The organism is Bradyrhizobium sp. LB14.3 (assembly GCF_040547985.1).
GTDB lineage: Bacteria > Pseudomonadota > Alphaproteobacteria > Rhizobiales > Xanthobacteraceae > Bradyrhizobium.
Map to the genome: position 1 here is coordinate 16,645 of NZ_JBEPQT010000038.1, position 26,570 is coordinate 43,214.

Genomic DNA, 26,570 nt, shown 5'->3' on the forward strand with positions numbered 1-26,570 from the left:
GGGCGGTCATACCAGATGGAACATCGCACACGGACACACCGACCGGGGGCCGACCCGTCGGCTGTCCCGGAAGCGAAACCCAGCGTTGCAATGCTGCCGACTTTCGGAGTCTGAATGAAGACATCTGCCACCGTGGAGATTGCATCCAGAAATTCACCGTCTTTCGCGACCGTCAGGTCCAGGCAGATCGAGCCCTTTCCGCGAACCTTCAAGCGCCGTTCTATGCCAATCCTACATCAACGTTTCCGAACGGCATATTGAGAACGCCTGTACCTGAGAATGGAAAGCACTCTGCTCTGCTCATTACCTACGATGGCGATGCCCTCATCGACTCCCATCCCGGGTTTTGCGAGAATCATGTCTGCCTGTGTTGCGAGCGCGACGTTGACAGCAACTGTTGCCGACAAATCTGTTTCGGTGCAGCTTCCACCAACATACGCGCCGACGCCATTTTCCTTGCAAACCAGAACGGCCGCGGCGCCGTCCGCAATCGACCCGACGTCGGGCATCTTGATCTGAACTATATGAGCCGCCTTCGCCTTGGCAAAGAGCTGAATATCTTCAAGTGTATTACATTGCTCGTCCACTACGATTTTAGCGTCTGTTCCGCGCGACTCCAGAGCAGTGACGATCTTCGCGTACTCTTGCAACTGGGCCGCTGTCGACCCGTAGTCCGCCGGACATTCGATATGAAGGCGGTAGCCGGGGACTTCATCGGCGAGCCGGGAGATGAAATCGGCAACCTTTTCCGCCTGCAAGCCGATCTCAAGACCGATCCAACCGTAAACGTCGAAATGCAGGACAGGATGATAGCCGGGCTTGCCAATTTCTCGGGTGCGTTTGGCGACCCACTTCACGAACTCGCGAAACCGTTCTCCTGACGGGCCGAACTTTTCACGGGAGTTGATGAGTCCGTGTGGAAGAATATCCACACCCTTGAGGATCATCTTATCCACGTTGAGTTCTCGTGAATCTCCACTCTGGGCGTAAATGGGGACAGGTCGCTTAGGCAATGGCAGGGCAAATTCGGAACAGATCACCTCAGCCGCTGTGGTCCGTGCAAAATGCGCAGCAGCGCGAAGAAGCGCTTGGCTCACCCCATACTCGATCGCCAAGGGTAGACGCTTGCCCTCATGGTTTGCGAGCACATGTTTACAGGCGCTGAGAAAGTTGGACGCATCGACAGCTAAAAGGCGCGGCGTGACGACAGACGTCGTAATCTCTTCTATTGATTCGAGTTGGAATACTGGATCGCGGCCGCCTGCGCCCGAGTATTGCACGCTCATCATGTCGCCCCACACAATGACGTCATCCGACAATACGAGACCGATGCCGAGCGAACGCGCCGGCATACGGATGCTGGTGAATCCGGGCGTGAGCGGCGCGCCTACATAGAGAAACCCATCATGAGGCGCGCCGGCTCGAATTGCCGCTTGATCGTCATAGAAGAAACAACCATTCCCATGCGCCAAGACTACGTCTTTTACAGTTTGTGAGTGTGTCATCGTGTGCTCAATATTAAGTTCGGCGGCAATAGCCTAATCCATCGCCACAACATGAGCTGAATTGACGAGCTTCAAGTTCTGGAAGGCTTTGAATCCTTCCGCACCACCTTCATAGCCGTAGCCGCTCTGTTTGATGCCACCGAGCGGCGCATCCGCGGAAACGCCCTTGAGAGTGTTCACGCTGACAGCACCGGCTGAAAGGCTGCGGACCATTCGTTTCTGGATTTCGGTCGACTCGCTGAAGATATAGGATGCCAGCCCGTATTCGGTCGCATTAGCTCCCACAACTGCCTCTTCAATCGTATCGAAGGGCTCTACAGTGATAATTGGTCCGAAAGGCTCCTCGCGAAGTACCAGCGAGTCGGCGTGGACGTTGCTCAGAATTGTAGGCGGCCAATAGAACCCTGGCCGGTCGAGGCGCTCCCCCCCTGTTTGGACTCTTGCTCCTCGAATGACAGCGTCCCTCGTCATACGCTCCATCGCCTCGATGCGCCTCGAATTTGCCATTGGCCCCATTTCGACTTCGGGATCATCAGGCAAACCGACCTTGATTCGGCGTGCTGCCTCCACTAGCTGTTCCAGGAACGCTTGGTAGATTGAACGCGCCACGAGAATGCGGCTAGGAGCATTGCAGCTCTGACCCGCGCACTCAAACTTGTACTCGGATATTGCGGTGACGGCCTTCGAGATGTCTGTGTCTTCAAACACAACGACAGGGGAATGGCCGCCAAGTTCGAGAACACAGCGCTGCAGATTGGCAGTTGCAATCCTGGCAAGCTGCTTGCCGACAGGCGTCGAGCCGGTGAACGACAAAACACGGACCACAGGTGAACCTAGCAAATGTTCGGAAATCATTGGCGGATTTCCAAACACCAGGCTCACGACGCCTGGGGGAATCCCCGCCTCCTGCAAAGCCTGTACTACATAGACCCCGGCGCTTGGCGTCTCCTCTGCCGCCTTCAGGATGACCGGGCACCCCGCTGCGATAGGGGCCGCAAGTTTGCGGGCGTTGAGAACGGCTGGATAGTTCCACGGGGTAAACGCAGCAACGACTCCGATCGGTTCCGGCACGATCATCCGTTTCTGATCAATCGGTAGTGGAGCCGACAATTCCTCCGCATGAACACCATTCCAGTCCAGGGTTTCAACTGCCCGCGCATATTCGCCCTTTGCTTCGGCGAGCGTCTTGCCTTGCTCTCTCGAAAGCGCGGTCGCCGCTGCTTCGAGCTTTCCTTCGAGAATCTTGGCCGCGCGAATGAGAAACGTGCCTCGCTCACGAGCCGGGGTATTGGACCAGCGTACCAGGGCTTGCTGCGCAGACCTTAACGCATCGTCGAGATCCGACGCAGAAGCCACGGCTACACGGCCGAATTCTCGGGCGTTAGCGGGATTAACAACCGGCAAACTGACGCCGTCACAACCGAAACGCCACGTTCCGTCGATAAAAAGGTTATAGTTTATGCTATGTGACATTAGTGGACATCGCTCTACTGCGGGTTGCTTCACCGGCTGGTTTTATTCACGAGGTGTGGTACAGCTTCGCTTTCCGCCCCCCTCTCGATCAAACGAACGTAATCTCCGCAACCACTCCACGCATCAGCGGAGAAGCAGACGTGAAAGGAACCCGCCTTGACGATCTCGTAGGGAGTAATGTCAAGCGCCGCCGCTGTGCGAGATCTTCACACCGCCGCGAACGAGCCCATCCATCACGGCACCAACGGCGCTTACCGTAATGGAGATGATCTCATCTATCTCGGCCTTGGTGGTTACGAGCGGTGGAGCAAAGCCGAGGATGTCGCCATGCGGCATGGGCCGGGCGATCAGACCGCGATCGCGCGCTGCCTTGGAAACCAGAGCGCCGACTTGGAGGGACGGATCAAACCGTTTCTTCTTACCCCGATCGCTTACGAACTCGATTGCCCCCATCATTCCGACCCCGCGCACCTCGCCAACTATGGGTAGTTGCGCGAACTTCTCCTGGAGCTGCGCTTGGAAGTACGCACCAACGTTCTTGGCGTTCTCAGCGAGGTTATCTTTCTCGACGATGTCGAGCACCGCATTTGCGGTAGCAGCGCCAATCGGATGACCCGAATAAGTGTACCCGTGCGAAAATACACCAACTTTGTCAGCACCCGCTTCCATGACTTCGTAGACCTTTTTGCCGATAATCGCGGCGGAGAGCGGGAAGTAGCCCGAAGTCAACCCCTTCGCGACTGTGATCAGGTCGGGCTCGATTCCGTAGTGCTCAGAACCGAACATAGAGCCGGTGCGACCGAACCCAGTAATCACTTCATCGGCGATCAGCAGCACGTCATGCTTCTTGAGGACTGCCTGAATCGCTTTCCAGTAACCCTCTGGAGGCGGCGTGATACCGCCCGTGCCGAGCACTGGCTCTGCGATGAAAGCACCCACGTTGTCCGCACCGAGACTTTCGATTAGCTCATCGAGTTCAAGCGCGCGGCGCGTAGAAAACTCGCGCTCGGTCTCGCCAGGGTCCCCTCCCCAATAATGATGCGGAACACCGGTGCGCACAGAGTGCGGTAGCGGCAGATCCATATAGTCGTGGTAAAAACTCATGCCTGTCATTGAGCCGGAAACGACGCTGCAACCATGATAGCCGCGCTCGCGCGAGATGATCCGCTTCTTGTTCGGCTTACCCCGGAGATTATTATAGTACCAGACAAGCTTTGCCTGGGTCTCATTAGCGTCTGAGCCGGACATTCCGTAGAAGACTTTGCTCATCTTTCCAGGCGCCATCTTGACGAGACGGTCAGAGAGCATCGCTAACTCGTCGGTCGTATGGCCTGCATAGGAGTGATAGTAGGCGAGCCGGTACGCCTGACGCGAGATCGCATCGGCCACCTCGGTACGTCCGTAGCCAACATTCACGCAGTACATGCCGGCGAAGGCGTCGATCAGCTGATTGCCGCGAGCATCTTGGATCCGGATGCCCTTTCCGGTTTCGACGATCGTCGGTTCGCCCAGCTTGCCGGCGGCAAAATCCTTCAGATGCGTGAAAGGATGCAGGACCGTGGATCTGTCCCTTTTACTGATCTCGCTAATGTCTGCGGTCTTGATCATCACGCGCACTCCTTTTTTATGCAACAAGCGTGCTTGAGTAGTGAATTATCGGCGAGTTGCCGGCCGCCGCTTTCAGGAACGATCCGACACTGACGTCATTAGCTGAAAGGGACAGCAGCCGATGAACCTTGGAGCCCGAGTTGTATGCATCCAGAGCCTTCGCGCGCAGCCCGGACCTGCATCGAAACTAGAGCAGTAACGATTCGTTTCGCGCTGTTCGAGGGCGACTGCTGCAGCTCATCGGAATGCCTCACCCGCGTGATCAGCATGCCGCAATCACATCGGCAAGAGCGGCCGCCCTCACGGGGCTTTCACATGGCGGGCCCGCCGCCGAGGCCGCCAAGTATCCCGACTGATCATTCGAATGTCCGTGCGATTTATTGTCTAAGCATTCAGAATACTCATCTTGCGAACAGATTTGCATCATATCGCATGTCATTCGGAGGATTTTCTGCATCGTGCAAGCAGTTGGCGCCTTAATTCACCTCATGCATGGCGTCCGACGTGCACTGTGATAGGCAAACACCCCATCCTTAAAATCGTGCAAATGAACAATTGGTTGCCTTCCAACGTGATCGGCGGGACGGCAGGACTGTCACTTACGGCGTGCAAAGGCAGCTCGTAGGGCTCCGGAGCGAGTTACAAGGCTAATATATCGATCGTGTCCAGAAGGCCGTCAGGAGATCTATTCAGATGCTTGGTTGTTTGGCGCGGGAACGTGCGCACACCATCGGCCGCTTCATCAAGAGTCGTCAATGAAGTTTACGCCACGGCGACGCTGACGTTGTCCTATACATCATCGCGCTGGATCCGACTTCACGTTTTGCTGCGCCTGACTGGCGGAGGACCGCTCGCTAGTTGAGCATCTGTGTGCCCCAACGAGTCAATGACAAGGATGGATTTAGAAACCAAAGACGGTTGTAGGCGTCGACAACCGGGACTCCCTTACGTAACGCGTGGCATGGTCTCGTGTGGCTAGGTGATAAGCAAGTGTTGAGCATTCTCGGAGGCATCGTGTTTCGCGGTATTCGCGATGTGTGCGGATGAAGAGCGTCGCAACTAGGTCAGCGGTTTCTTGGACGGAATCATATCAGGCGCGCTCTGTGAGCGTGTGGGACCCGGACTCAGCGTCGCGATCTCCGAGAGACTAATGCACCGTGCGGCTTGATTTCCTCTCAGCCCAGGGTCTTGCACACCGTTCCCGGAACCAAGCCGCGTCGTCCACAACTCACGCTGACAGCCGTGGTCCCTGGCCTTGCGCATGGCCAACACCTACCAGCTAGCCTTGGCCTCACGTGTGATCGTCCCTCGCGGACGATCATCGACAGCCCGGGGGCCATGGGCCAGTGCTCGCTCGACACAGTCTGCACCGCCTGTTGATGACCCCAAAGTCTTTGGCCCGCCGCGCAAAATGGAGTGTTCCAATACGCCAGCAGCATTCTGTGCTCGCGATACCCGGCTCGCCAGCTCAGTGTTCGACCGCCAAAGACCCGCCAAGCTCGCTATTGAACCGCCCCGGGTTTGCCGGAGGCTCCAACTCCTGAGAGGATGGAGCCATGACGAGCAAGACGACAAACAAGTTTTCACCCGAGGTCCGGACCCGAGCGGTTCGGATGGTTCTGGATCACGCCAGCGAGCACCCCTCACGCTGGGCGGCAGTGATGTCGATCGCGGCCAAGATCGGCTGCACGGCGCAGACGCTGCATGACTGGGTCAAGAAGGCCGAGGTCGATAGCGGGCAGCGGGCCGGCGTTCCGACCGACACGGCCGAGAGGCTGAAGGCGCTCGAACGAGAGAACCGCGAGCTTCGGCAGGCCAACGAGATCCTGCGCAAGGCAAGCGCCTATTTTGCGATGGCGGAGCTCGACCGCCGATCCAAGCCATGATCGCCTTCATCGACGATCATCGTGGGGCGCATGGGGTCGAGCCGATCTGCAAGGTGCTGCCGATCGCCCCCTCGACCTATCACGCCCATGTGGCCAAGCGGCGCGATCCCGCCAGACTGTCGGCGCGCGCCAGGCAGGATGCTGCGCTGAAGATCGAGGTCCGGCGCGTCTTCGATCAGAACTTCGGCGTCTACGGCGTGCGCAAGGTCTGGCGGCAGCTCAAGCGTGAAGGCTTCGATGTTGCCCGTTGTACCGTGTCGCGACTGATGCGGGACATGGGTTTGCAAGGGGTCATCCGCGGCAAACCGGTCAAGACCACGATCAGCGACAAGGCCGCGCCATGCCCGCTGGATCACGTCAACCGCCAGTTCAGGGCGCCAAGGCCAAACGTCCTTTGGCTTTCCGACTTCACCTATGTCGCGACCTGGACCGGCTTCGTCTACGTCGCCTTCGTCATCGACGCCTATGCCCGCAGGATCGTGGGCTGGCGGGCCTCGCGCACGGCGCATGCGGGCTTCGTGCTCGATGCGCTGGAACAGGCACTGCATGATCGATGGCCGGTCCATCGCGGCGGGCTCGTGCATCATAGCGACAGGGGCAGCCAAGGCGGATTCAAACGGTCGTCGCAACACCAGGAGTTTGGAGGTTGCGATGAACGTTGTAAGGCGCAGATCGGCGCGGTCAGGACGAGCCCCATTGCCGTCGCCAGGACGGCCCTCTGTTGCCGGGCGCGATGAACAGAATAACTTTTGGCGGGCGATTGCCGCTGGGTTAAGCAGCGAAGATGCTGCACTCGAAGCCGGATTGTCACAACCTGTCGGAAGCAGATTATTCCGAAAGGCGGGCGGCATGCCACCAGCGATGTTCAGATCTTCGGCAAAGGCTCTCTCCGGGCGGTATCTCTCGTTGAATGAGCGCGAGGAGATCGCACTTCTCAAGGTGCAGGGCCATTCCATACAGGAGATTGGACGTCGCCTGGGGCGGGCTGCTTCCACAGTCTCCCGTGAACTGCGGCGCAACGCGGCCACTCGCGGCGGCGGGTTGGGGTATCGGGCAATAACTGCCCAATGGCATGCGGATCGATCCGCCCGCCGGCCTAAGCCGACCAAGCTTGCGCTCAATGCAACCTTGCGCACTTATGTGGAGGAAAGACTTGCTGGCGGCGTCGTAGCCCCGACCGGCGCGCCCGTTCCTGGTCCCGCCGTTCCGTGGAAGGGGCGGCGGCATGGCCCGCGCAAGGATCGGCGATGGGCCAAAGCCTGGAGCCCTGAGCAGATTGCCCGACGCTTGCCTATCGACTTCCCGGACGACAAGACGATGCGCATCAGCCACGAAGCTATCTATCAAGCCCTCTTCGTTCAGGGCCGTGGCGCGCTACGCCGCGAGCTGACGGCCTGCTTGCGAACAGGGCGTGTGTTACGGATGCCCAGAGCGCGCGTACGCAGGCGAGGCAAGGGCTTTGTCTCGCCGGAGATCATGATCAGTGAGCGCCCTGCTGAAGCTGCCGATCGAGCAGTGCCGGGACATTGGGAGGGAGACCTCATCCTCGGTGTTGGCAGCTCAGCAATCGGCACGCTAGTCGAGCGCACGACGCGCTTTACGATGCTCTTGCACCTTCCACGGTTGGCGGGGCATGGCGAAGCTCCGCGCGTGAAAAACGGACCAGCCCTTGCGGGACATGGGGCCGAAGCCGTGCGCGACGCGATCACGCGCACCATCATCACTTTGCCCGAAGAGCTGCGCCGTTCGCTAACCTGGGATCAGGGAGCCGAAATGGCTCAGCACGATCGTCTCAAGATCGATGCGGGTATCCAGGTCTACTTCTGCGACCCGCAAAGCCCATGGCAGCGCGGCACTAACGAGAACACCAACGGGTTGCTGCGGCAGTACTTCCCGAAAGGCACGGACCTGAGCATCCACAGCGCCGAGGAGATATCCGCTGTGGCAGCGGCCCTCAATGCCCGACCGCGGAAGACACTAGGCTGGAAAACGCCGGCGGAGGCGCTTGACGATCTTCTGTTATGAGTGAAAGTAACTGGTGTTGCGACGACCGTTTGAATCCGCCCAATACGTCTCCATCAAATACACCGAGCGCCTGGCTGAAGCAGGCGTGGAGCCTTCTGTCGGCAGTGTCGGAGATTCCTACGACAATGCTCTCGCCGAAACCATCAACGGCCTCTACAAGGCCGAGGTGATCCATCGGCGCGGGCCATGGCGCAGCTTCGAGGCCGTCGAGTTCGCGACCCTGGAATGGGTCGACTGGTTCAACAACCGGCGGCTCCTGGAGCACATCGGCAACATACCGCCGGCCGAAGCCGAGCAACGCTACTACGCCATGCTGGAACAGCCGGCCATGGCGGCATAACTTAAACCAAATGGCCTCCGGTAAACCCGGGGCGGTTCAGTCGTTCGTTAGTTCTGAGTATCGAGTTATTGTCCAGGGATGACATCGAAGACATGTCGAGTTGACCAGACTGGCTCTCCTTGCGAGCGAGCGCCCGTCTTGGCGGCATTGATCTGATGCTCGATGTTCAGAGGTCGCGAATCCCGCGCAGGCGTTCGGAGCGCCGCCGCAAGAGTTCGACAGTGATCAGCACGGCAATAGAGAACAGGATCAGCACTGTGGCGGCAGCAATGATCGTCGGGCTGATCTCCTCGCGGATACCGGAAAACATGACCCTCGGCAAAGTCCGCTGTTCAGGACTAGCAACAAAAAGAGCGACTACCACCTCGTCAAAGGAAGTGAGAAAGGCGAAGAGTGCTCCAGAGATCATGCCTGGAAGTATGAGTGGCATTGTAACTTTAAAGAACGTGGTGATTGGCGGCGCACCGAGCCCTGCTGCTGCGCGCGTCAGAGAGTGGTCGAAGCCCGCCAGCGTTGCTGCCACGGTGATAATGACAAAGGGCGTAGCCAGCGTGGTGTGCGCCAGGATCAGGGCGGCAAAGGAATTGAGCAGGCCGATGTCCGCATAAAAAAAATACACGCCCACGGCGGTAATCACAACCGGTACTATGATGGGCGAGATCAGCACACTCATGACTGCCGTACGCCAAGGGAAGTGCGGTCGACTGAGCCCGAGCGCGGCTAGCGTGCCAAGAACCGTCGACAGAACGGTAGTGGCGACGGCCACGAAAATCGAATTGTGAAGTGCGCCCTGCCACCGGACAGTCAGGAAGAACTCCTCGTACCACCGAAGGGACATTCCCGCCATTGGATAGGTGAAGAAGGGTATGGAATTGAATGAGAGCGGCACGACCACGAGAATCGGCGCAATCAGAAAGAACAGCACCGCCACGCAGAGCAGTCGGTGAAGGTAGTACCAAGCCGTTTCTAATGGAGTGGCGTAGGCGGAGAGGGCCATCGTTCTCACCCCATCTTGAGCCGGTCGACGCCGACCAGCTTACTGAACGAATAGTAGAGTAGCAGCGTTACAGTGAGCAGGATGCCGCCAAGCGCCGACGCCATCCCCCAATTGAGTTCCTCATTTGTATAGTGCGCGACAAAAGAGCTAACCATTTGGTCGGCCGGCCCCCCGACGAGTGCCGGAGTTATGTAATAACCGAGGCACAGAATGAACGTCATCAGACAGCCAGCGGCGATGCCCGGCAGAGTCAGTGGGAAGTAAACCTTCCAAAAGGAGTAGAACGGTCCGGCGCCGAGCGAGCGAGCGGCGCGGATATAGCTCGGCGAGATTGTTCGCATGACGCTGTAGATCGGCAAAAGAGTTATGGGTAATTGGATATGGGTCATCGCCACGATAGTTCCAATCCTATTGTAGATTAGCTCTGCCGGTTGCGAAATGACATGCAGCGCCATCAACGTGTCATTGACGACACCGTGCTGCTGCAACAGCACGACCCAGGCGGTGGTCCGTATCAGCACTGATGTCCAGAACGGCAGCACGACCAAGATCATCAGGAGATTGCTGGACTTCCGCGGCAATGTCGCCAACAGATAGGCCACAGGAAAGCCGAGCAGGAGGGTTATGGACGTTACGCCGATGCTGATGCCAAGCGTGCGCAAGAAAACGTCTTGAAAGATCCTATTCTCTGGGGGGGAGGCGACAATCTGGCTGTCCGAGCCATACTCGAAATCGACAGAACGGAGCAGGTAGTAGCCCGTATATGCCGACGTTCCACGCTTTAGTAGGCTCCACACATCATGCCGGCCCCAGAGCGGACTGATTTTGATCAATGCCTCTCGGTAGGGTCCGGCGGGAAGCAAGCTCGCTTTGCGCGCGCTCGATATCACCTCACTGAGAGATCCGGGCAACTCATAGTTGATGCGCTTTCCGATAGCGGCCGCCGTTTTCCGGGCCGAAGAGTCTTTGAGGTCACCAGCTAGTGCAGCATACACAGCCTCGTTCGGCAGGTCCTTGCCGTCCCATCCTCTTAAGGCGGTCATTGTCCGCGGCGTCAGAGTCAAAAGTGTATCGTCGTGGATAGCTTTGAAGAGCATCCGACCAATCGGAAGAACGAAGGCGATCAGAATGAATAGCAGGAGTGGAAGCACGAGAATAAGCGCCCTCAGCTTCTGCCGGCGCTCCACCCGTTTGAGCTTAAGGCGCAGAGATATGCCTTTGGAAGTACCGCCAAGTTGAATTGCCGCCGTCGACATTGACTATTCCTCGAATTGTCCGCGCTAATGCCGCGAGGAGAGGGAAAGGGCTTCCCCGCGGCATTCTTATTGTTCCGCTACGGCTTACTTCGCGAGCCAGGAGTTAAAGCGCTGGCGCAGTTCATCGCCCCTCTCACTCCAAAAGCTTAAGTCGCTAGGCAGAGTACTACCCGCATGATCATTCGGAATATTGGGACGGACGGCCGGGTCGATCAGCGCGAGGGCATCGCTGTTGCCCGGCCCCTGGCTGGTATAGCTAGCTAGGTCGGCTTGCGTCTGCGACGCACCGGCTAGAGCGATAAACTTATATGCGTTGTCCAACCGCGGCGTGCCTTTTGGAATCACCCAAGCGTTTCCGTTCGTTACCGCGCCCTCCCATACCATCCCGAAGTGCTTGCCGGAGTTCTTGACGGCGTCATAGATTCGGGTATTCCAAGCATCGGTCATGACCACCTGGCCATCGGCGAGCAGCTGTATCGGCTGGGCGCCGGACGTCCACCAGACGATGTCCTTTTTGATGGTGTCCAGCTTTTTGAAAGCACGATCTACTCCCTCTGGCGTGTTGAGTACCTTGTAGACGTCCTTGATAGGTACGCCGTCCGCGATAAGAGCCCATTCGAGTGTAACCTGGGGAGTCTTAGGTAGTCCCCTCTTGCCGGGAAATTTATTCAGATTAAAGAAATCGTCGATTGCTTTTGGGCCGTTCGGTAGTTTGTCTCTGTCGTAGGTAACCACGGAGGCGGCTATGCCGGCTGGCACTCCACAGTCGCTGTATTCGGTCCCCTCGAACTTGCTCCGGTCAATGCCAAGCTTCTTCCAATCGATAGTCTCAATCAAACCCTCCGCGCACATCTGCCGCGTGCCCGAGTCGCCAGCGTAAACCACGTCCCAACTCACGGTCTTGGTCTCGACCATGGCGCGGATCTTGCCGAGGCTGTAGTCGTACTCGGCTTCAGTGATCTTGATCCCGCTCGCCTTTGAGAATGGTTCGAAAATGACCTTGCGCAGGATCTGCTGGAAGGACCCGCCTCCGGCCGTGACCGTGAGCTGATCGTCTGAAAGGGCGGGCGTTGCTGCGAACATGCCCACTGTCAGGCCGACGACGGCCAGGCAGTTCGCTATCATCTGTGACGTTCTCATCGTTACTCTCCCCTCTATGCCACCCCCGAGATGAAGGCAGCGCTGCCAAAGTCCCAGCCGGGCCTGCTCGGGCAGGGCCGTTGTCGTCAATCAAGGGGCGCATCGAGCGCTCGACAATCCTCAGTTTTCCAGCCGATGGTGATCATCGCACCGGGCTCGACCTGCACCGCCCCTTCCGAATTCGGCAGCTTGACGATGAAATCGTCGTGACCGCAGACCGTAACGCGGGCGCGCACGTGATCGCCGAGATAGATCACTTCCGCAACTTGTGCGCTGAAGACATTGGGCAGCGAGCCCGGCGCAGGGTTCAACTTCACCCGCTCGGGCCGCAACGACAGCACCGTCGACCCGCCAACTGCGTCAATATTAACGGCGAGCGCCTGCACATTGCCGGCGCCCGGAATCTCCACATCGCAACTCGCGCCGTTTATCGCCACGATCTTGCCAGTCAGTCGGTTGTTCTCGCCAATAAACTGGGCGACGAAAGCGCTCTGCGGCCGCTCGTAGAGTTCGGCAGGCGCTGCGAGTTGCTGGATGACACCATCATCGAAAACGGCGATCCGGTCCGACATCGTTAGCGCCTCGCCCTGATCGTGCGTGACATAGACCATGGTGACGCCGAGATCCTCGTGGATATGCTTGATCTCGAGTTGCATGTGCTCGCGCAATTGCTTGTCGAGCGCGCCGAGCGGCTCGTCCATCAGAACGAGCTTGGGATCAAAGACGAGCGCGCGTGCCAGCGCGACGCGCTGCTGCTGGCCACCGGAAAGCTGGCCCGGCCGCCGCCCGCCATAGGCACCAAGACGAACCATGTCGAGCGCCCGCTTGATCTTCGCTTCTCGCTCCAACTTTCCAAGCTTGCGAACCTTCAGCGGGAAGGCGAGATTCTCCTCCACGGTCATATGCGGAAACAGCGCGTAATTCTGAAATACCATCCCGATGTCGCGTTTGTGCGGCGGCATGTTGCTGATCGAGCGGCCCGCCAACAGGATCGAGCCCTGGGTCGGCGCCTCGAAGCCGGCGAGCATCATGAGGGTTGTGGTCTTGCCGGAGCCTGACGGGCCTAGCATCGTCAGAAACTCTCCCCGCTCGATATCCAGATTGAGATTCTTGACGACCAGAGTCTCACCGTCGTAGGTCTTCTGAACCCCAGCAAATTCTACAAAGGCATTCTTAGCGCCTGGCATCGACCCTCTTCCCTCCCCCGCGCGCCCCGGCGCTCCCGTTTCCGCCGCGCCCGTCGAAGACCAGACCACGATCTTCCTCTTCACCGATTGCAGCAGTTGCGTACTCGGCCAGAATCGGAGCGATAGATTTGTATAAGGCGCTAGCGGTTGGCTCACCGTTTCCTCACCTTCCTTTTGGACCCTGCGGTCTGATGACCAGCAGAGACGTCTTATGAGCAAAACATGTATCCGCTGACAGCGACGATTTTCGTCGATATAGGCTGCCGGACAGCCGAAATTGTGCGCTGGAGCCAGGAATCTGACTCTTTGGAGCGCCAAACTTGAAGAGCCGATGAACCGTCGCAACCCCCTAACACAAGGCGAACCCCAAGCCGTCGTAGCGCCCAGTTCACAACGGTCTTCTTGCTTGTCTTTGCTCCCGTGGAGCTCTTCATCGGAATGCGAGCGAGCTTCAGTGGCACTTTGTGTTCGGCCCTAGGAGTTTCCGCCCATCGGCCCGAGTCGGGACCTATCGCCAGAATTGTTTCGCCAAACATCGTGCGGTCATAGCGGGCGATCAGCCCCCTCGAGCAACGACAGATCGAAGCACGAGTTCTTGGCGGGTCTGATCTCTCGTCCCCTGCGAGTGTGGTTCTCGCAAGAGAAGGCAAGCGTTGATTGTGGTGCAGTGGCGGGGGCTGACGTTAATCGGCCCGAAATCTGAGACGCTAGTCGTCATATGCCGGATGATTAACATTTAGTCCTTCGCGGGCGATATATTGGTGCAGTGGATCACTGCCAGATCAGCTGTTCGAAGTCACTGCATCAATCCCGAGCAAAGGCGAATCGCACGAGCAGGGACGAGGGCGTCGATCTTGCTCAGCCCTCATCGTTCTTCGATTGCTTGGCGCGCCTCCGCATCAACTGCGCGGTAGCTAGCAGTAATGCCGTCAGAATTATCGTGAGCGTTGATACAGCCGCGATCGTGGGATTGAGCTGAAAACGTAGATCATCCCACATGCGACGCGGCAGCGTGACGGCGCCAGAACCAGATAGAAAAAGTGCTACGATCACCTCATCGAAGGAAGTGATGAACGCGAACAGCGCACCAACGAGAACGCCCGGGCGGATCAGCGGTAATGTTACTTGCCATAAGGTGGCACAAGGTGTCGCGCCGAGGCTCAATGCCGCATGCTCAAGCCGCGGATCAATGCCAGCGAGGCTGGCGCTGACGCTCGTTACCACGAACGGCACGGCCAAGCACGTATGCGCCAGTACAATTCCGATCGGCGAGCCGATCAGCCCGTAGCGGGAGAAAGCGTAGTATACGCCGATCGCAACGATTATTCCCGGCATGACTAGTGGCGATAGAACGAGCGCGGTCGTTACAATGCGTACAGGTCGAGGCAGGCGAGCGATGCCGATCGCTGCAAGCGTACCGAGTGCGGTCGAAAGCACGACGACAGCTGCCGCCACCCAGAGGCTAAGCCAAGTTGCGTCCAGCCAATTTGAATCGGCGAAATAGGCCTTATACCATCTCAAGCCAAAGGCAGGTGGTGGGAACGTAAGGTACGCCGCCGAGGATAAGGAGAGCACGAATACCACAACAATCGGCAGAGCAAGGAATAGCAAGATAATCGCGACCAAGAACGACGGCACAAGGCGAACAGCACTCATCACTTGCTTGTCCTAAAGGCGTGGTCCACGGCAGGCAGGAGTTGCGCAAGGGCCACCAGAGCGAGCGACATCGCCAGCAACAATGTGGAAAGAGTGGCGGCGTAAGCCCAGTGGAGCTGATCGACTTCTTGAGCAATCAGCATCGAGAGCGTAATATCGCGGGATCCGCCCACCATGGCCGGCGTTATGTAGAACCCCAACGCCAACACGAAAACCAGCAGCATGCCGGCAGCCACACCGGGCATTGACAAGGGAAGCGTCACTTGCCGGAAGGTGCCCCAAGGGGTGGCGCCCAGACCGGAGGAAGCCAGCGCCAGTGAGGGGTCGATCTGCCGCAGCGCATTCGCGATCGGCAGGATCATATAGGGTAATAAGATGTGAATCATTGCGATCTCCGTCGCAAGAGTCGTGTTGAGCAGCCGGAGGGGCTGTTCAACTGCACCGAGCGCTATCAGCGCCTCGTTAATAATCCCGTGACGACCGAGCAACACCATCCAGGCGTAGGTGCGGACCAGCACCGACGTCCAAAACGGCAGCAGCACCACAATCAGGATAAAGGGCGCGGTTGACCGGGCGCGAGACAGAGCAAGGGCCACGGGATACCCAAGTACGAGGGTGCTGAGCGTCACTACGAATGATGTGCTGATCGTTATCCAGAGAACCTTGAGAAAAACGACGTCGCCCGTTAATGCTGCGTAATGGTCCAGCGACCAAATCGGGTCATTAAAGCTGCGCAACAGCATCGACACGACCGGAATGGCGTAGAACACAACCATGTAGAGGACTAGGGGCGCGGCGAGCAGCAGTGGATTGAGCCATGGCATCTCGCGCCTCCAGGCGCTCGATTCCCATCGGTCTTGTAAGAAGCGTAGGTATGATGTCATCGACTCAAACATTGCGCGCCCTACACGATGATCGTGTCCACGACCGGCCAGGCGATCTCCGCGCGATCACCAACGTCGTGGCGGCGGACCGTCGCACTCGAAGCTTCCTTGAGCACCATGGAGGTCCCGTTGTCGGCCTTCAATAGATACCGGCAACGCTCGCCGGCAAATACCGCCTCCGTCACGGTAACGGTGATGCGGTTGACCGCGAGTTCGGACTCGGCGAGCCTTTCAGCAAAGTGCAGCCGCTCCGGGCGGGTTGCCAACGTAACCTCCGCGCCGACGGCCGGACGTAGTGAGGTAACGGCTCGCAGCAGCATCCCCCCGCATTCTGCGACGATCATGCCATTTTCCAGGCCCCGCACGACTGAAGGCAAGAAATTGGATTCTCCAATAAAGCTAGCCACGAAATGATTGCAGGGCCGATCGTAGAGGTCTACCGGCCGGCCGACCTGCGCGATCTTTCCATCGTTCATGACGACGATGCGGTCTGACATGGTGAGCGCCTCTTCCTGATCGTGAGTCACATAGATGAATGTGATGCCGAGTTCTGCGTGCAGCCGGCGCATCTCAAGCTGAAGGTGTTCCCGCAACTGCTTGTCGAGCGCGCCCAGTGGCTCGTCCATCAACAGTAAACGCGGCTTGAAGACCAGCGCCCGCGCCACTGCTACGCGTTGCTGTTGCCCGCCGGAAAGCTGACGGGGGTAGCGCCTGCCATGACCCGGAAGGTGCATCAGTTCGAGCGCCTCGCCGACCAGCCTCGCCTGCTCGAGCTTCGGGACGCGACGCTGTTTCAGCGGGAACGCGATGTTTTCGGCCACCGTCAGGTGTGGGAATAGCGCGTAGTTCTGGAACACCATGCCGATATTGCGTCGATAAGGCGGGGTGGAAACCACCGACGCGCCATCAATTGCAATGTCGCCCTTGCTGGGAGCCTGGAAACCCGCGATCATCATCAGCGTCGTCGTCTTTCCTGAGCCGCTGGGCCCCAACAAGGTGAGAAATTCACCCGAGTGAATATCAAGCGATACTCCTGCCACAGCCGCGAAACCGCCGTAACGCCTCTCCAAATTGCTGAGCGACACCGACGCTCCGCGAACAAAATGCTCCTCATGAGGAAGAGCCGAGTGGTCCGACGCTTGGTCCATAAGATCCCTCTGGGGTGGCCCTAGGCACTGGTTGACGAGATATCGAGCTTCGCCAAGAGCTACTCGTTGAAGCTCGTGGGCGTTGCTCGCGCTCGTCCAGCCGCTCTTCACAATCATTGGACACGAGTTGCTGTTTCGAGCCAGCCTGAGTCGCCAATACCGCGTTCTATTCCGCCGTGACGTCACTCTTGGGGATAGAGAGGCAGTTGTGTCTGCAGATGCAGCGGTACGGCTGTTTGCAGCGCGATTTGCGATGACAACGAGTCGTGTCGGTCACACAACTCCTCTGTCCAAGCAGCTGTTCGACTTGAACTCGATGGCGCGCAAGGGTCGCAAAAAGGAAAGGCGACATCAGCCTAATAGCCATTTGTTGAACTTGGCGACAGCCATATCTTGGTTTGCAATCCACCAATTGTAGTCGTATGGGATAAGTTGTTTCTTGATCTCAGGCGCGCTCGGCAGCAACGCCATTCGCTCTGGCGGGATGTATTTAAAGGCACCTTCATTGACCGGGCCATATGGTATGGAAAGCGCGAAACGCGCCTGCGGAATTGCCATGGTCGAATAGGCGACGAACTTCATCGCATTGGCCTTGTTCTTGGCTCCTTTGGGAACTCCCCACCCGTCGCGCCGAGCCACCCCCTGGTTCCAGCAGATCGTCGCCGGCACGCCTTGCTCCTGCAATGCGGCCATGCGGCCATTCCAGACCGTGGTCATGACAACCTCGCGATCTGTCAACATCTGCGTCGGCTGAGCGCCGGTAGTCCACCATTTCGTCACGCTCTTTCTGATCTTGTCATAGCTCGTCAAAGCCTTGTCGACGTCGAGCGGATAGAGCTTGTCTGCGGGTACTCCAGCCGCCATTAGAGCGAACTCCAATTCCGGATGCTCAGAGCCGAGCCCATACAATGCGCGGGCTCCGGGAAATCTGCCGACGTCCCAGAAATCCGTCCAGCTTCCAGGCGCGGCGCCGTTGAATGCATCTGTGCGGTAGGCCATCACGCTGGCCCAGACCAACATTTCCAGTCCATACTCCGACCGGTATTCCTTGCCGACACCATCGTCGACGAGTGAGTAGTCGATTCTCTCAAAGTAATCACCGGACTTCATCAGGTTCATAATCGACCCGTTGCTGAGTTGTACGATGTCCCATTCAACGTTGCCGGTTTCAACCATAGCCTTGACCTTCGTCTGGTCGGCGCCCGGGACGGCGCGCACCTTTATGCCGGTCAGCTTCTCGAACGGTTCGAAATATGCCTTCTGCTCAGCCTCCTGCAACGCACCACCCCAAGTGGCGATGCGCACCTCGCCCGAACCTTTCAGGACGTCCGGGACGCCCGTCTGCTCTGGCCAGACAATTTGTGCACCCGCCGAATGGCCCACGAAAGGTGCGGCGAGCCCGGCGGTGATCACGCCGACAGCGCGGCGGCGAGTGATTGTTCGGATTGGACGTTTACCCAATGAAGGCCCTCCTTCATTTTCCATTCGAAAGCTGGCATCGAAGCAAGCAGAATCGCACTCGCTGACCTCTGTGCTGGTCACGGTTAGAACGCTTCTTCGCGTGAGGCAGAACCAGATACTTCCTGATCGTAGAGGCGCCCGACGCACAAAAACGGTAAAAATCATCCATGAAAGCAGCAAATCTGCGGATGAATAGGCCTTCCGGCGCTTTCGGCGTCGAGCGCTCCCACAGCGTTTGTTTTCGACGTGTCGTAGAGCCGCTTGTGGTCGCTCGGAAAACGTTGCTCGCTCGCGCAGGAAGTCGCAAAGTATCGATCAAGACGAACGGGCGAACTGGACTTTGCCGCCGCCTCTCCGTCAGGAGAAGCGGCGCAAATGTCGCTCAGCGACAGAGATGATCATGCCCAGTGTTTCTGCGCGGCTACGAGATGGGACTTTCGCTTCCGCTTGGAGAAGGTGAGAGCAGGTCCCAATTTGCGTGTTCAACGCTGTACCCGCCATGCGAGCCAGCGTTCTCCAATGTAGTCAAGATTCGTCTTGCCGTCGGGGCGCTTGGCGGCGAGCCAACCGGAATCTTCATGCACCACCCTCGACGAATTCTCTGGATTGATGCTTAGCAGGGGAGCCAAATCAGAAGGCAAATGCTTGAGCTGATTTGTGTTTGGGCCAGGGTATCCCGTTCCTAATGTAAAGTCCGCGGCGACTTTTGCTCTGTTCACAAAGGCCAGAAGCTTCTGCGCGTTTTCGCTGTTTGGGCCACCTTTCAGCACCGTCCAATACGTGTAATTCACGTATGCACCATCCCAAACCATTCGAATTGGTAAGCCTTGACGAATTGCTGTGATCGCCCGACCATCATAGTTGCTTGTCATTACGAGTTCGCGGTTGACGAGCAACTGATTGGGTTCGCCGGCGGCCGCCCACCACTTCGTCAGGTGCGGCCTGAGTTCGTCAAGCTTCTTTAACGCCCTTTCGATTTTGTCGTCGGTCAGCGGCCAGACATCTGCCTTTGCGATCCCGTCCGCTTGTAAGGCAATCACGATGTTGTTTTTTGCCGCTGAGGGCAAGCCGCCAAGGCCGCGCGGCCCAGGAAAGGCTTTGACGTTCCAGAAATCGGCCCAGCTTTTAGGACCATTCTCTCCAAACACGCGCTTGTCATAGGTGATCAGGTTGGCCGACGCGATGTCCGGGACAGCGTCCTTCAGACGGACTGCTTGGGGTACGCCCTCGAGGGACTCGGCGTCCCAGAGGCTGTAGTCAATCGGCAGGAACATGCCCGCTTGGTCCATGGGCGGAAAAATGGATCCTTGTATGAAGGCCGTGTCCCAATCAACGCGTCCGGCCTGGTTCATGGCCTTGACCTGAGGTTCCGCAACGTCAGCAATTACGTCTATCACCTTGATTCCAGTTGCTTCGGTGAAGGGCTCGAACACATTTTTGCGAATGCCCTGGGTAAACGCGCCGCCCGTGGAATACGCCACTACTTGGCCGCCTCCTGCGAGCTTCTCCTGAGCAAAGGCAATCGTGGATCGCGAGACTGCGGGAATGGCCATGGCTGAAGCAGCAGCCCACAATAGATTCCGGCGGCTAAACTCGCAGCGTCCATGTTTATCATTGCTTGAGCCGTTCATGAGTTACCCTCCTGGTTTCGCTCCAACGCGGCACTGGCGGCCAACCGGAGCCTTATGCAATTAACGAGCGGCCGGCATGCTCTGAAATCGGCAGAACGCCTGCGCGTAAGGGGCGCTAACAGTGATTGTTTGCAGCCACCGCGGCCGAGTGATGCGCTGCGGTTAAGAAAGCTAGAACGACGGCCACTATCAAAATCGTTTTATGCATCCCAGTTCGCCTTGAGCTATTTTAGAGAACCGGCGCCGAGTATGTGCCCTAAAAATCGCCTAAAGGCATTGTTGTCCAGGGTATCCTCTCGCCTGAAGCCGGTCTAACTCGGATGCATGACCAGGGTCCCCGTTGGGCCCCGCGGACAGTAAGAGTAATTGCGGATGAGTAAAACTTGCGGGCGCTATTGATCGATTTTCTGGACTCTCGCCCTACTCATTCATAGGTCTCCCGCTCAGCTTGTCCTCGCATAGGCCTGATACTTCAATAGCAGCCTCGGCCAAAGGTGCTTTTGATAGGCGCTTCGGTTTGTACGCTGGGGCGACTCGGCCGACATTGGCTAGCTGGGCCTCATAGAACGTTATCGTGAACACGGGAGCCGAGCAGGACGGTTAGCGCAAGTTCGTATGTGTTCGATTTTGTGAGTGGAAATTTCAGCCTCGGTCGGTTTAGGACGATTGGCCCCGACAATGAAGGCGTGCTCGATCCCTTTAACTCGCCGGCCGCTATGTGATCGGGCGGGATCTCTTACCGCGCCCTGTTCCGGTAAGCCCAGCAATCGATCTCAACGAGAGCACCATTCCACAACTCATGTACGGCCATCGTCATTCGAGCCGGCGGATTGTCGTCCGTCGAGGAAGGGAACACTTTTGTGTATTCGGCGTGCATCGCCTCGTAATCGCTCCACTTCACCAGATAAACGGTTGCCTTGACAATGTCTGCGGAGGTGAGCCCGTTAGCCTCAACGATCTCCAGGAGATTCTTTAGTGCCTGCCGGGTCTGTGCAGCAACTTGCGCCGCCCGGTCACCGTCGGCGGTTACGAGCCCCCCGGGCGCAGTACCCAATTGGCCCGCCACATTCAACAAATCGCCAGCCCAACGGGCTGGGCTACAAGGAATCTGCTTACCCATTTGGCCGTTACCTTTCCCTAACTGTCGACACTCGACATACGAAAAACTAAGAGGAGCTGATAAGCTTGCAGGAATGCTAATCTTATCGTCGCGCAGATTTTCACCGAGCTTTGATCGCTGTCGAGCCATTTCGAACGTACTTGCGCTGTCTGAGCAGCTTTACGACGCAACGTCGCGAAAAGTCGCTCAGGCAGAGCATCAGCCGTTGCCTGGCGCCGGCGCCTGTGACCGCGTCAGCGGCGCGCAACTCGACAGACCCAGTGTTTCTTGGCGTCTTAACCGCGGCGCGCAACGAGCGGCCGAACTCACCGACGCGTGCGGCGAGTCGGATCGTCCCATCGTCACGGACACTCGCACCAGTCTTTGAAAAGTCTGGACTGGCGGGTCGCGCGTGTGAACAGGTGAGCAGATGAAGGGACTAGATGTGCACAATCGCGTAATCGGCGTTCCTGCTTAGCGTGAGAATGATTACGAGCGGGCGCTCGATCGCGATCAGGACCCTCTCCACAGCGGACCGAGCGTCTCACCCGTGCATCAACTGTAGGAGATTCCCAGGTCAGTGTGTCCCAGCCACATGCTCCCAGACGCGGAAGAAGTTGCCGCCCATCACCTTCCCCACTTCCTCAACTGAGTAGCCCTCCGCCAACAAGCCATTAGCAATGACACGGAAGTTCGCTTCTTCGCCGAATTCAAACATGTATTCGGGCGGGAAAGCACCTCCCACCTCGCGGAGAAGGTCGCTGCCGATGCCGAGGTGATCGATGCCGACGAGCCGCCTGACGTGATTGCAGTGGCGCACGAGGTCACTCAAGCGAGGCATCCACTCGCGGACGAGGATCATGCCAATGACACCGCCCTTGGCCGCAATGGCCCGGATTTCTTCGTCCGCCAGAAAGCGATCAAAGCCAGTCTGTTCTTGCCCGTTATAGAGGCTCCGAACGCCAGTGTGGCTGCAGATCATGGGGTGGGAGGAGAGCGCGAGGGTGTCCATGATGATCTCGGTGTTGGCATGTGCCAGGTCGATGACCATCCCAAGTTCATTGCACTCGCGCACGACCTCGCGCCCAAAAGGGGTCAGGCCCCCAGGTGAGTATGGGAATGTCTGGACGTGCCCGACTTCGTTCGCACGCATGTGGACCAATTGGAGGAGTCGCAAACCGCGCCGGTGGAACTCGTGCAGGTTGTCGATGATCCCTTCCAGACTGTCTGCCCCCTCTAGAGCCGGCAGCAACGCGAGTTTCCCTTCGCGCTTGGCCGCTCGCACAGCCGCCGGGCTGTCCGCAAGGACAGCGTCGACGTCCTCAATCGTCTTCAGGATCGCCGATAGCCGATCAAGGTCGAGCGCGAAAGCCTCCCCCGGCTTGGGGCGGTACCGACCCCGGAAAGCGGCCCCGGACCCGGGGGGATATTGGCCGGATTCGTCGCGCTTCACGCAGCTATACGTCGCGTCGCCCACGAGGCTGCAGACGACGAGGTCCATCAGGCTACGGCGATATCGATCGATCTCGTCGGACCCTATGCGCGGCACGCCGGGCCAGCAGAACCCGCTCGGGTGGGCATGCACGTCGACGAATACTGTCTGCTGATGGATCTGTTCCAGTCGATCCGGGTGACTTGCGTCATCCATCGTTCTCTCCGCTATGCACGCAACAGTTGGATACTGGGATTGTGTCGAGTCTGCTCTGGGATCCCAGGCGAAAACACCGGGCCATGCGCGCGAAAAGAGTACCCAAGGAAAATGCTTTCGGGCAGCAGAAGATCAGCATAGGTCCCGCCGAACGCGACGGTTGCCGACACGCACGTCATCACGTTGCCTTTGAGCAAGATCACTGGACCCGCCGTGCCAGCCAACGATTCCCGATGTGGTCGAGATTGATCTTGGCATCAGGGCGCCTGGCGGCAAGCCGAGACCACATTCGCGGGATTGGCAAAGGTCGTCGTGAATGGAGCGGTTGCTGGAATCGCCATAGCCGCAGCCCGCAAGGTGTCTCGGCGATTGAATCGAGATTTCTCATTCGCAACCAAATGCTCGTCGATCGGTCTTGCCGTACGTGGTATTGCTGATGACCTGCCCCTGCCGATTTCCTCCGGTTGAAGTTAGAGTCCGGCCTTCTGAAGGACGGACAGATGAAGCGAGCCAGGTTTACGGAAGAACAGATTATCGGTGTGCTGCGCGAACATGAGGCCGGTGCGAAGGCGGCCGATTTGGCGCGTAAGCACGGCATCTCGGAAGGGACGCTGTACAATTGGAAGGCCAAATTCGGCGGGATGGACGTTTCGGAGGCCAAGCGGCTGCGGCAGCTTGAGGACGAGAACGCCAAGCTGAAGAAGCTACTGGCCGAGCAGATGTTGGATGCCGCCGCGTTGCGCGAGCTTCTGTCAAAAAAATGGTAGGGCCCGTCGCCAAGCGCGAGGCTGTCGCGCATCTGCAGGCCGAACTGGGCCTGTCAGAGCGGCGGGCCTGCTCAATCGTTAGCGCCGACCGCAAGATGATCCGCTATCGGTCGTGCCGGCCGCCGGATACCGAACTGCGCGTCCAATTGCGCGAGCTTGCCAATGCTCGCAGGCGCTTCGGCTATCGCCGGCTGTTCGTCCTGCTGCGCCAACATGGCGAGCCGTCCGGGCTAAACCGAATCTACCGTCTCTATCGGGAGGAAGGCCTCAGCGTCCGCAAGCGCCGGACCCGCCGCCGCGCGGTGGGTGTTCGGGCGCCAATCCTGGTCGAGGCTCGGCCGAATGCCCGTTGGTCGCTGGATTTTGTCCATGACCAGTTCGCCAGTGGTCGCCGCTTCCGGATCCTGAACATCGTCGATGACGTGACCCGGGAATGCCTGGCGGCAATCCCCGACACCTCGCTCCCGGGACGGCGGGTGGCGCGCGAACTGACGGCGCTGATCGCCCGTCGCGGCAAGCCTGGCATGATCGTCTCGGACAACGGCACCGAGTTCACCTGCAACGCCATGCTGACCTGGTCGGAAGACCACCAGATCGCCTGGCACTTCATCGCACCGGGAAAGCCGATGCAGAACGGCTTCTGTGAAAGCTTCAACGGCCGGATGCGCGACGAGCTTCTCAACGAAACTCTGTTCTTAGGCCTCGATCACGCCCGGGCCAGAATTGCCGCTTGGGCCGCCGACTACAACAGCCAACGCCCGCATTCTTCGCTGGGCTACCTGACGCCTGCGGCCTATGCCGCCAACCTCACCGCAACGTGCGACCGGCTGCGCAACCCCGACCAGCTCCGCCGATCGCACGTTGCTCACCCCGCGCCAAACGGCGTAACATCCGCTGAGGCTCTAATCGCCACTGGATGAAACTTCGGAGGCAGGTCACTGAGGCACCTTAAGGAAAATCCAGGATGAATAGCTGCATCTGTTCTGCTTTGGTGGTGGACTTCTGCGGAGTCTCGCTTTCTTTTGCCGGAATACAAGCTGCTCACTTCAGGATCGATGAAACACGCGAAAACTGTGGCGCATGCGGCCTTCAGAGCCTTAGAGGGGTTGCTGACGGTGAGAGAGGCACGACTCTAGGCTGCTCATCATAGCACGCCCACCGTGAAGATAGGCTCCAAGCCATCTATCCAACTCGCGCGTGTCATGGCAATTTTCGAGGCGAAAGTGTCCCTTTTGATAGTCGTGCCGCCTGACTAGTCGATCCGGCACGGGATAAGCCATGCCGGACCTCGTGTGTTCAACCGCGCTTCTTGAGACCAAGAATTACCCGCGCCTCAGCAGGTGTGGCGACGCTGCCGCCCATGCGCTCGATGATGCCAACCGCATTTTCGACGAGTTCGGCGTTGGAGGCGAGCACGCCACGTCGAAGATAAATGTTATCCTCTAATCCCACTCTGACGTGGCCGCCCATGTTGACCAACTGTCCGACCATTCGCATTTCGTCTGGACCACAGCCGAATCCACCCCAGACGGCGCCCGGAGGTAGAATTTCTCGCATGGCCTGGAGAGCGATTGGAACGCCGGGCGCGCCATAGCCTGTGCTGAGACAGAATTGGAAAAGCGGCGGCGCCTCGATCAGTTGTTCCGATATGAGTCTCTTGGCAGTTTCAATATGGCCCAGATCGAAACATTCCAACTCGGGCTTCACGCCTGCTTCTCGCATGAGCTTGGCGAGTTCTCGCAGGTCCGACATACGTGCGACGAATATGCGTTCCCCGAACGCCATCGTGCCGCAATCCAAGCTGCTGATCTCAGGTTGAAGTTTGACGGCATGAAGACAGCGCCCCAAGGGCGTTTTTAGTGTACTTGTTCCGCCAATCTTTGTCGGCTCGATCGAATCGAGCACCAGTTCGCCATCCATTCCGCTCGTCAAATTGATTATGACGTCGGTGGATGCATCCCGAAGCTTCTTGACGACCTTTTCATAGAGGTCAAACCGATTCGATGGGGCTCCGGTCTCTGGGTCGCGGACATGAATGTGAACGACCGCCGCCCCAGCCTTCGCAGCGTCTAGAGCCGCATCGGCGATTTGTGATGGGGTGATGGGAATCTTTGGGTGTTTCGCAACAACGGCTGAATTTCCGCCGGTCACAGCGCACGTGATGATAACCTTCTCTGACATTAACAACTCCTGTGTTGATACTCTTCCATACGATCCGCAGGGCGAAGGCTAGGGAGATCGTTTTCGCCGAAGTGGTGGTAGCGCCATCGCGACGGCGCCTGCCAGGATTATGCATCGCAACAGGCGCCCATCGTTGGCCGTGATCGTTCAGATCCCGTGGCTCGACAGTCCCTCGCGGCGCTGCGCTAGGAGAATCTCGATCACCATCTTGTCGCGCGCCGCCGCAAGTTCGGTCCTGCTGCGGTCGCCGGACATGGCGCGGCACCCCTCCTCCATGGCCCGAATGAATTCGGGCGTGAACTCTGGCGGCTTCACGTGAGAGAGAGACGGTTCGCTACCCTGATAAAAGCGCTCGAAATACGCGCCGATTCCGGCGGGATTTCCCATGTTGCGCACCATGCAGGGGCCAATTGCGCTCCAGCGCGGGGCGAGACCATGCACCACTGCGGCGTCGATCTGCTGGGGTGTTGCGTGGCCCTCAGCAACCAGGTGCATTGCTTCCCGCTCCAGCGCAGCCTGCAGGTGGTTGGCTATGAAGCCGGGAATCTCGTGGTCCATGCGGATCACGATTTTCCCGATCGACTGATAAAACGCCTCCGCAGCGGCGAGCGCCTCTGTGCTGGTGTGTGTTGCACCGGCGACCTCAACCAGGGGAATGAGATAAGGAGGATTGAACGG

General features: G+C 58.4%; 18 protein-coding genes, 2 pseudogenes and 1 other annotated feature. Of the genes and pseudogenes, 4 read left to right on the forward strand and 16 right to left on the reverse strand.

All coding sequences use genetic code 11. From position 1 onward, the window contains the following. Nucleotides 1–236 precede the first annotated feature (236 nt). The 3 genes from ABIB00_RS35375 to ABIB00_RS35385 all read right to left on the reverse strand — a co-directional run bounded on the left by ABIB00_RS35375 (nt 237) and on the right by ABIB00_RS35385 (nt 4,586). Nucleotides 237–1,505 (reverse strand): methylaspartate ammonia-lyase, encoded by a 1,269-nt coding sequence (locus ABIB00_RS35375; protein WP_354107546.1) that lies wholly within the window; start codon nt 1,503–1,505, stop codon nt 237–239. 33 nt (nt 1,506–1,538) lie between these two features. Continuing rightward, nucleotides 1,539–2,978: an aldehyde dehydrogenase family protein gene (locus ABIB00_RS35380; protein WP_354107547.1), complete on the reverse strand. Its 1,440-nt coding sequence runs from the start codon at nt 2,976–2,978 to the stop codon at nt 1,539–1,541. 180 nt (nt 2,979–3,158) lie between these two features. After that, nucleotides 3,159–4,586, reverse strand: a complete 1,428-nt coding sequence (locus ABIB00_RS35385) for an aminotransferase (protein ID WP_354107548.1) — start codon at nt 4,584–4,586, stop codon at nt 3,159–3,161. A gap of 1,556 nt (nt 4,587–6,142) precedes the next feature. Between ABIB00_RS35385 and ABIB00_RS35390 the strand changes: the two are divergent. From ABIB00_RS35390 to ABIB00_RS35400, 3 genes and pseudogenes are all read left to right on the forward strand, one after another. Continuing rightward, nucleotides 6,143–7,077 (forward strand): annotated as a pseudogene (locus ABIB00_RS35390) (IS3 family transposase); the annotation flags it as partial. Next, nucleotides 6,427–6,543 (forward strand) — a sequence feature (AL1L pseudoknot). It overlaps the preceding pseudogene by 117 nt. A gap of 46 nt (nt 7,078–7,123) precedes the next feature. Continuing rightward, a complete protein-coding gene (locus ABIB00_RS35395) occupies nt 7,124–8,497 on the forward strand; it encodes an IS30 family transposase (RefSeq protein ID WP_354107549.1) in 1,374 nt (457 codons plus the stop codon). A gap of 37 nt (nt 8,498–8,534) precedes the next feature. Beyond that, a pseudogene (locus ABIB00_RS35400) lies at nt 8,535–8,837 on the forward strand (integrase core domain-containing protein); the annotation flags it as partial. Between the two features lie 166 nt (nt 8,838–9,003). Here the strand turns inward: ABIB00_RS35400 and ABIB00_RS35405 are convergent. The 11 genes from ABIB00_RS35405 to ABIB00_RS35455 form a co-directional block, all read right to left on the reverse strand. After that, nucleotides 9,004–9,834 (reverse strand): ABC transporter permease, encoded by an 831-nt coding sequence (locus tag ABIB00_RS35405; RefSeq protein ID WP_354107550.1) that lies wholly within the window; start codon nt 9,832–9,834, stop codon nt 9,004–9,006. Between the two features lie 5 nt (nt 9,835–9,839). Next, on the reverse strand, nt 9,840–11,090 hold the full coding sequence (locus tag ABIB00_RS35410; protein WP_354107551.1) for an ABC transporter permease: 1,251 nt from the start codon (nt 11,088–11,090) through the stop codon (nt 9,840–9,842). A gap of 84 nt (nt 11,091–11,174) precedes the next feature. Further along, entirely contained in the window at nt 11,175–12,230 is a 1,056-nt protein-coding gene (locus tag ABIB00_RS35415; protein WP_354107552.1) for an ABC transporter substrate-binding protein, read from the reverse strand. Between the two features lie 86 nt (nt 12,231–12,316). Then, on the reverse strand, nt 12,317–13,417 hold the full coding sequence (locus tag ABIB00_RS35420; RefSeq protein WP_354107562.1) for an ABC transporter ATP-binding protein: 1,101 nt from the start codon (nt 13,415–13,417) through the stop codon (nt 12,317–12,319). An 858-nt stretch (nt 13,418–14,275) separates the two neighbouring features. Beyond that, nucleotides 14,276–15,073, reverse strand: coding sequence for an ABC transporter permease (locus ABIB00_RS35425; RefSeq protein ID WP_354107553.1), 798 nt, complete (start codon nt 15,071–15,073; stop codon nt 14,276–14,278). After that, entirely contained in the window at nt 15,073–15,897 is an 825-nt protein-coding gene (locus ABIB00_RS35430) for an ABC transporter permease (protein ID WP_354107554.1), read from the reverse strand. Before ABIB00_RS35430 ends, ABIB00_RS35425 begins: the two co-directional genes overlap by 1 nt. A gap of 80 nt (nt 15,898–15,977) precedes the next feature. Beyond that, a complete protein-coding gene (locus ABIB00_RS35435) occupies nt 15,978–17,042 on the reverse strand; it encodes an ABC transporter ATP-binding protein (protein ID WP_354107555.1) in 1,065 nt (354 codons plus the stop codon). Between the two features lie 414 nt (nt 17,043–17,456). After that, entirely contained in the window at nt 17,457–18,647 is a 1,191-nt protein-coding gene (locus ABIB00_RS35440; protein WP_354107556.1) for an ABC transporter substrate-binding protein, read from the reverse strand. 401 nt (nt 18,648–19,048) lie between these two features. After that, a complete protein-coding gene (locus tag ABIB00_RS35445) occupies nt 19,049–20,197 on the reverse strand; it encodes an ABC transporter substrate-binding protein (RefSeq protein WP_354107557.1) in 1,149 nt (382 codons plus the stop codon). A gap of 736 nt (nt 20,198–20,933) precedes the next feature. After that, nucleotides 20,934–21,317: a RidA family protein gene (locus ABIB00_RS35450; protein ID WP_354107558.1), complete on the reverse strand. Its 384-nt coding sequence runs from the start codon at nt 21,315–21,317 to the stop codon at nt 20,934–20,936. Between the two features lie 556 nt (nt 21,318–21,873). Then, complete coding sequence (locus tag ABIB00_RS35455) at nt 21,874–22,944, reverse strand: dipeptidase (protein WP_354107559.1); 1,071 nt, start codon at nt 22,942–22,944, stop codon at nt 21,874–21,876. 500 nt (nt 22,945–23,444) lie between these two features. Between ABIB00_RS35455 and ABIB00_RS35460 the strand changes: the two genes are divergently transcribed. Next, nucleotides 23,445–24,631, forward strand: a protein-coding gene (locus ABIB00_RS35460; protein ID WP_247350894.1) for an IS3 family transposase whose coding sequence is annotated in 2 segments (ribosomal slippage) — nt 23,445–23,697 and nt 23,697–24,631 — 1,188 coding nt in all. Because the reading frame shifts where the segments join, the coding sequence is not laid out codon by codon here. 376 nt (nt 24,632–25,007) lie between these two features. On the opposite strand, the gene ABIB00_RS35465 is transcribed toward ABIB00_RS35460, so the two are convergent. After that, complete coding sequence (locus ABIB00_RS35465) at nt 25,008–25,892, reverse strand: beta-keto acid cleavage family enzyme (protein WP_354107560.1); 885 nt, start codon at nt 25,890–25,892, stop codon at nt 25,008–25,010. Nucleotides 25,893–26,039: 147 nt separating this feature from the next. Continuing rightward, nucleotides 26,040–26,570, reverse strand: a 531-nt coding sequence (locus ABIB00_RS35470; RefSeq protein WP_354107561.1) for a 3-hydroxyacyl-CoA dehydrogenase family protein, incomplete at its 5' end; no start/stop codon positions are given.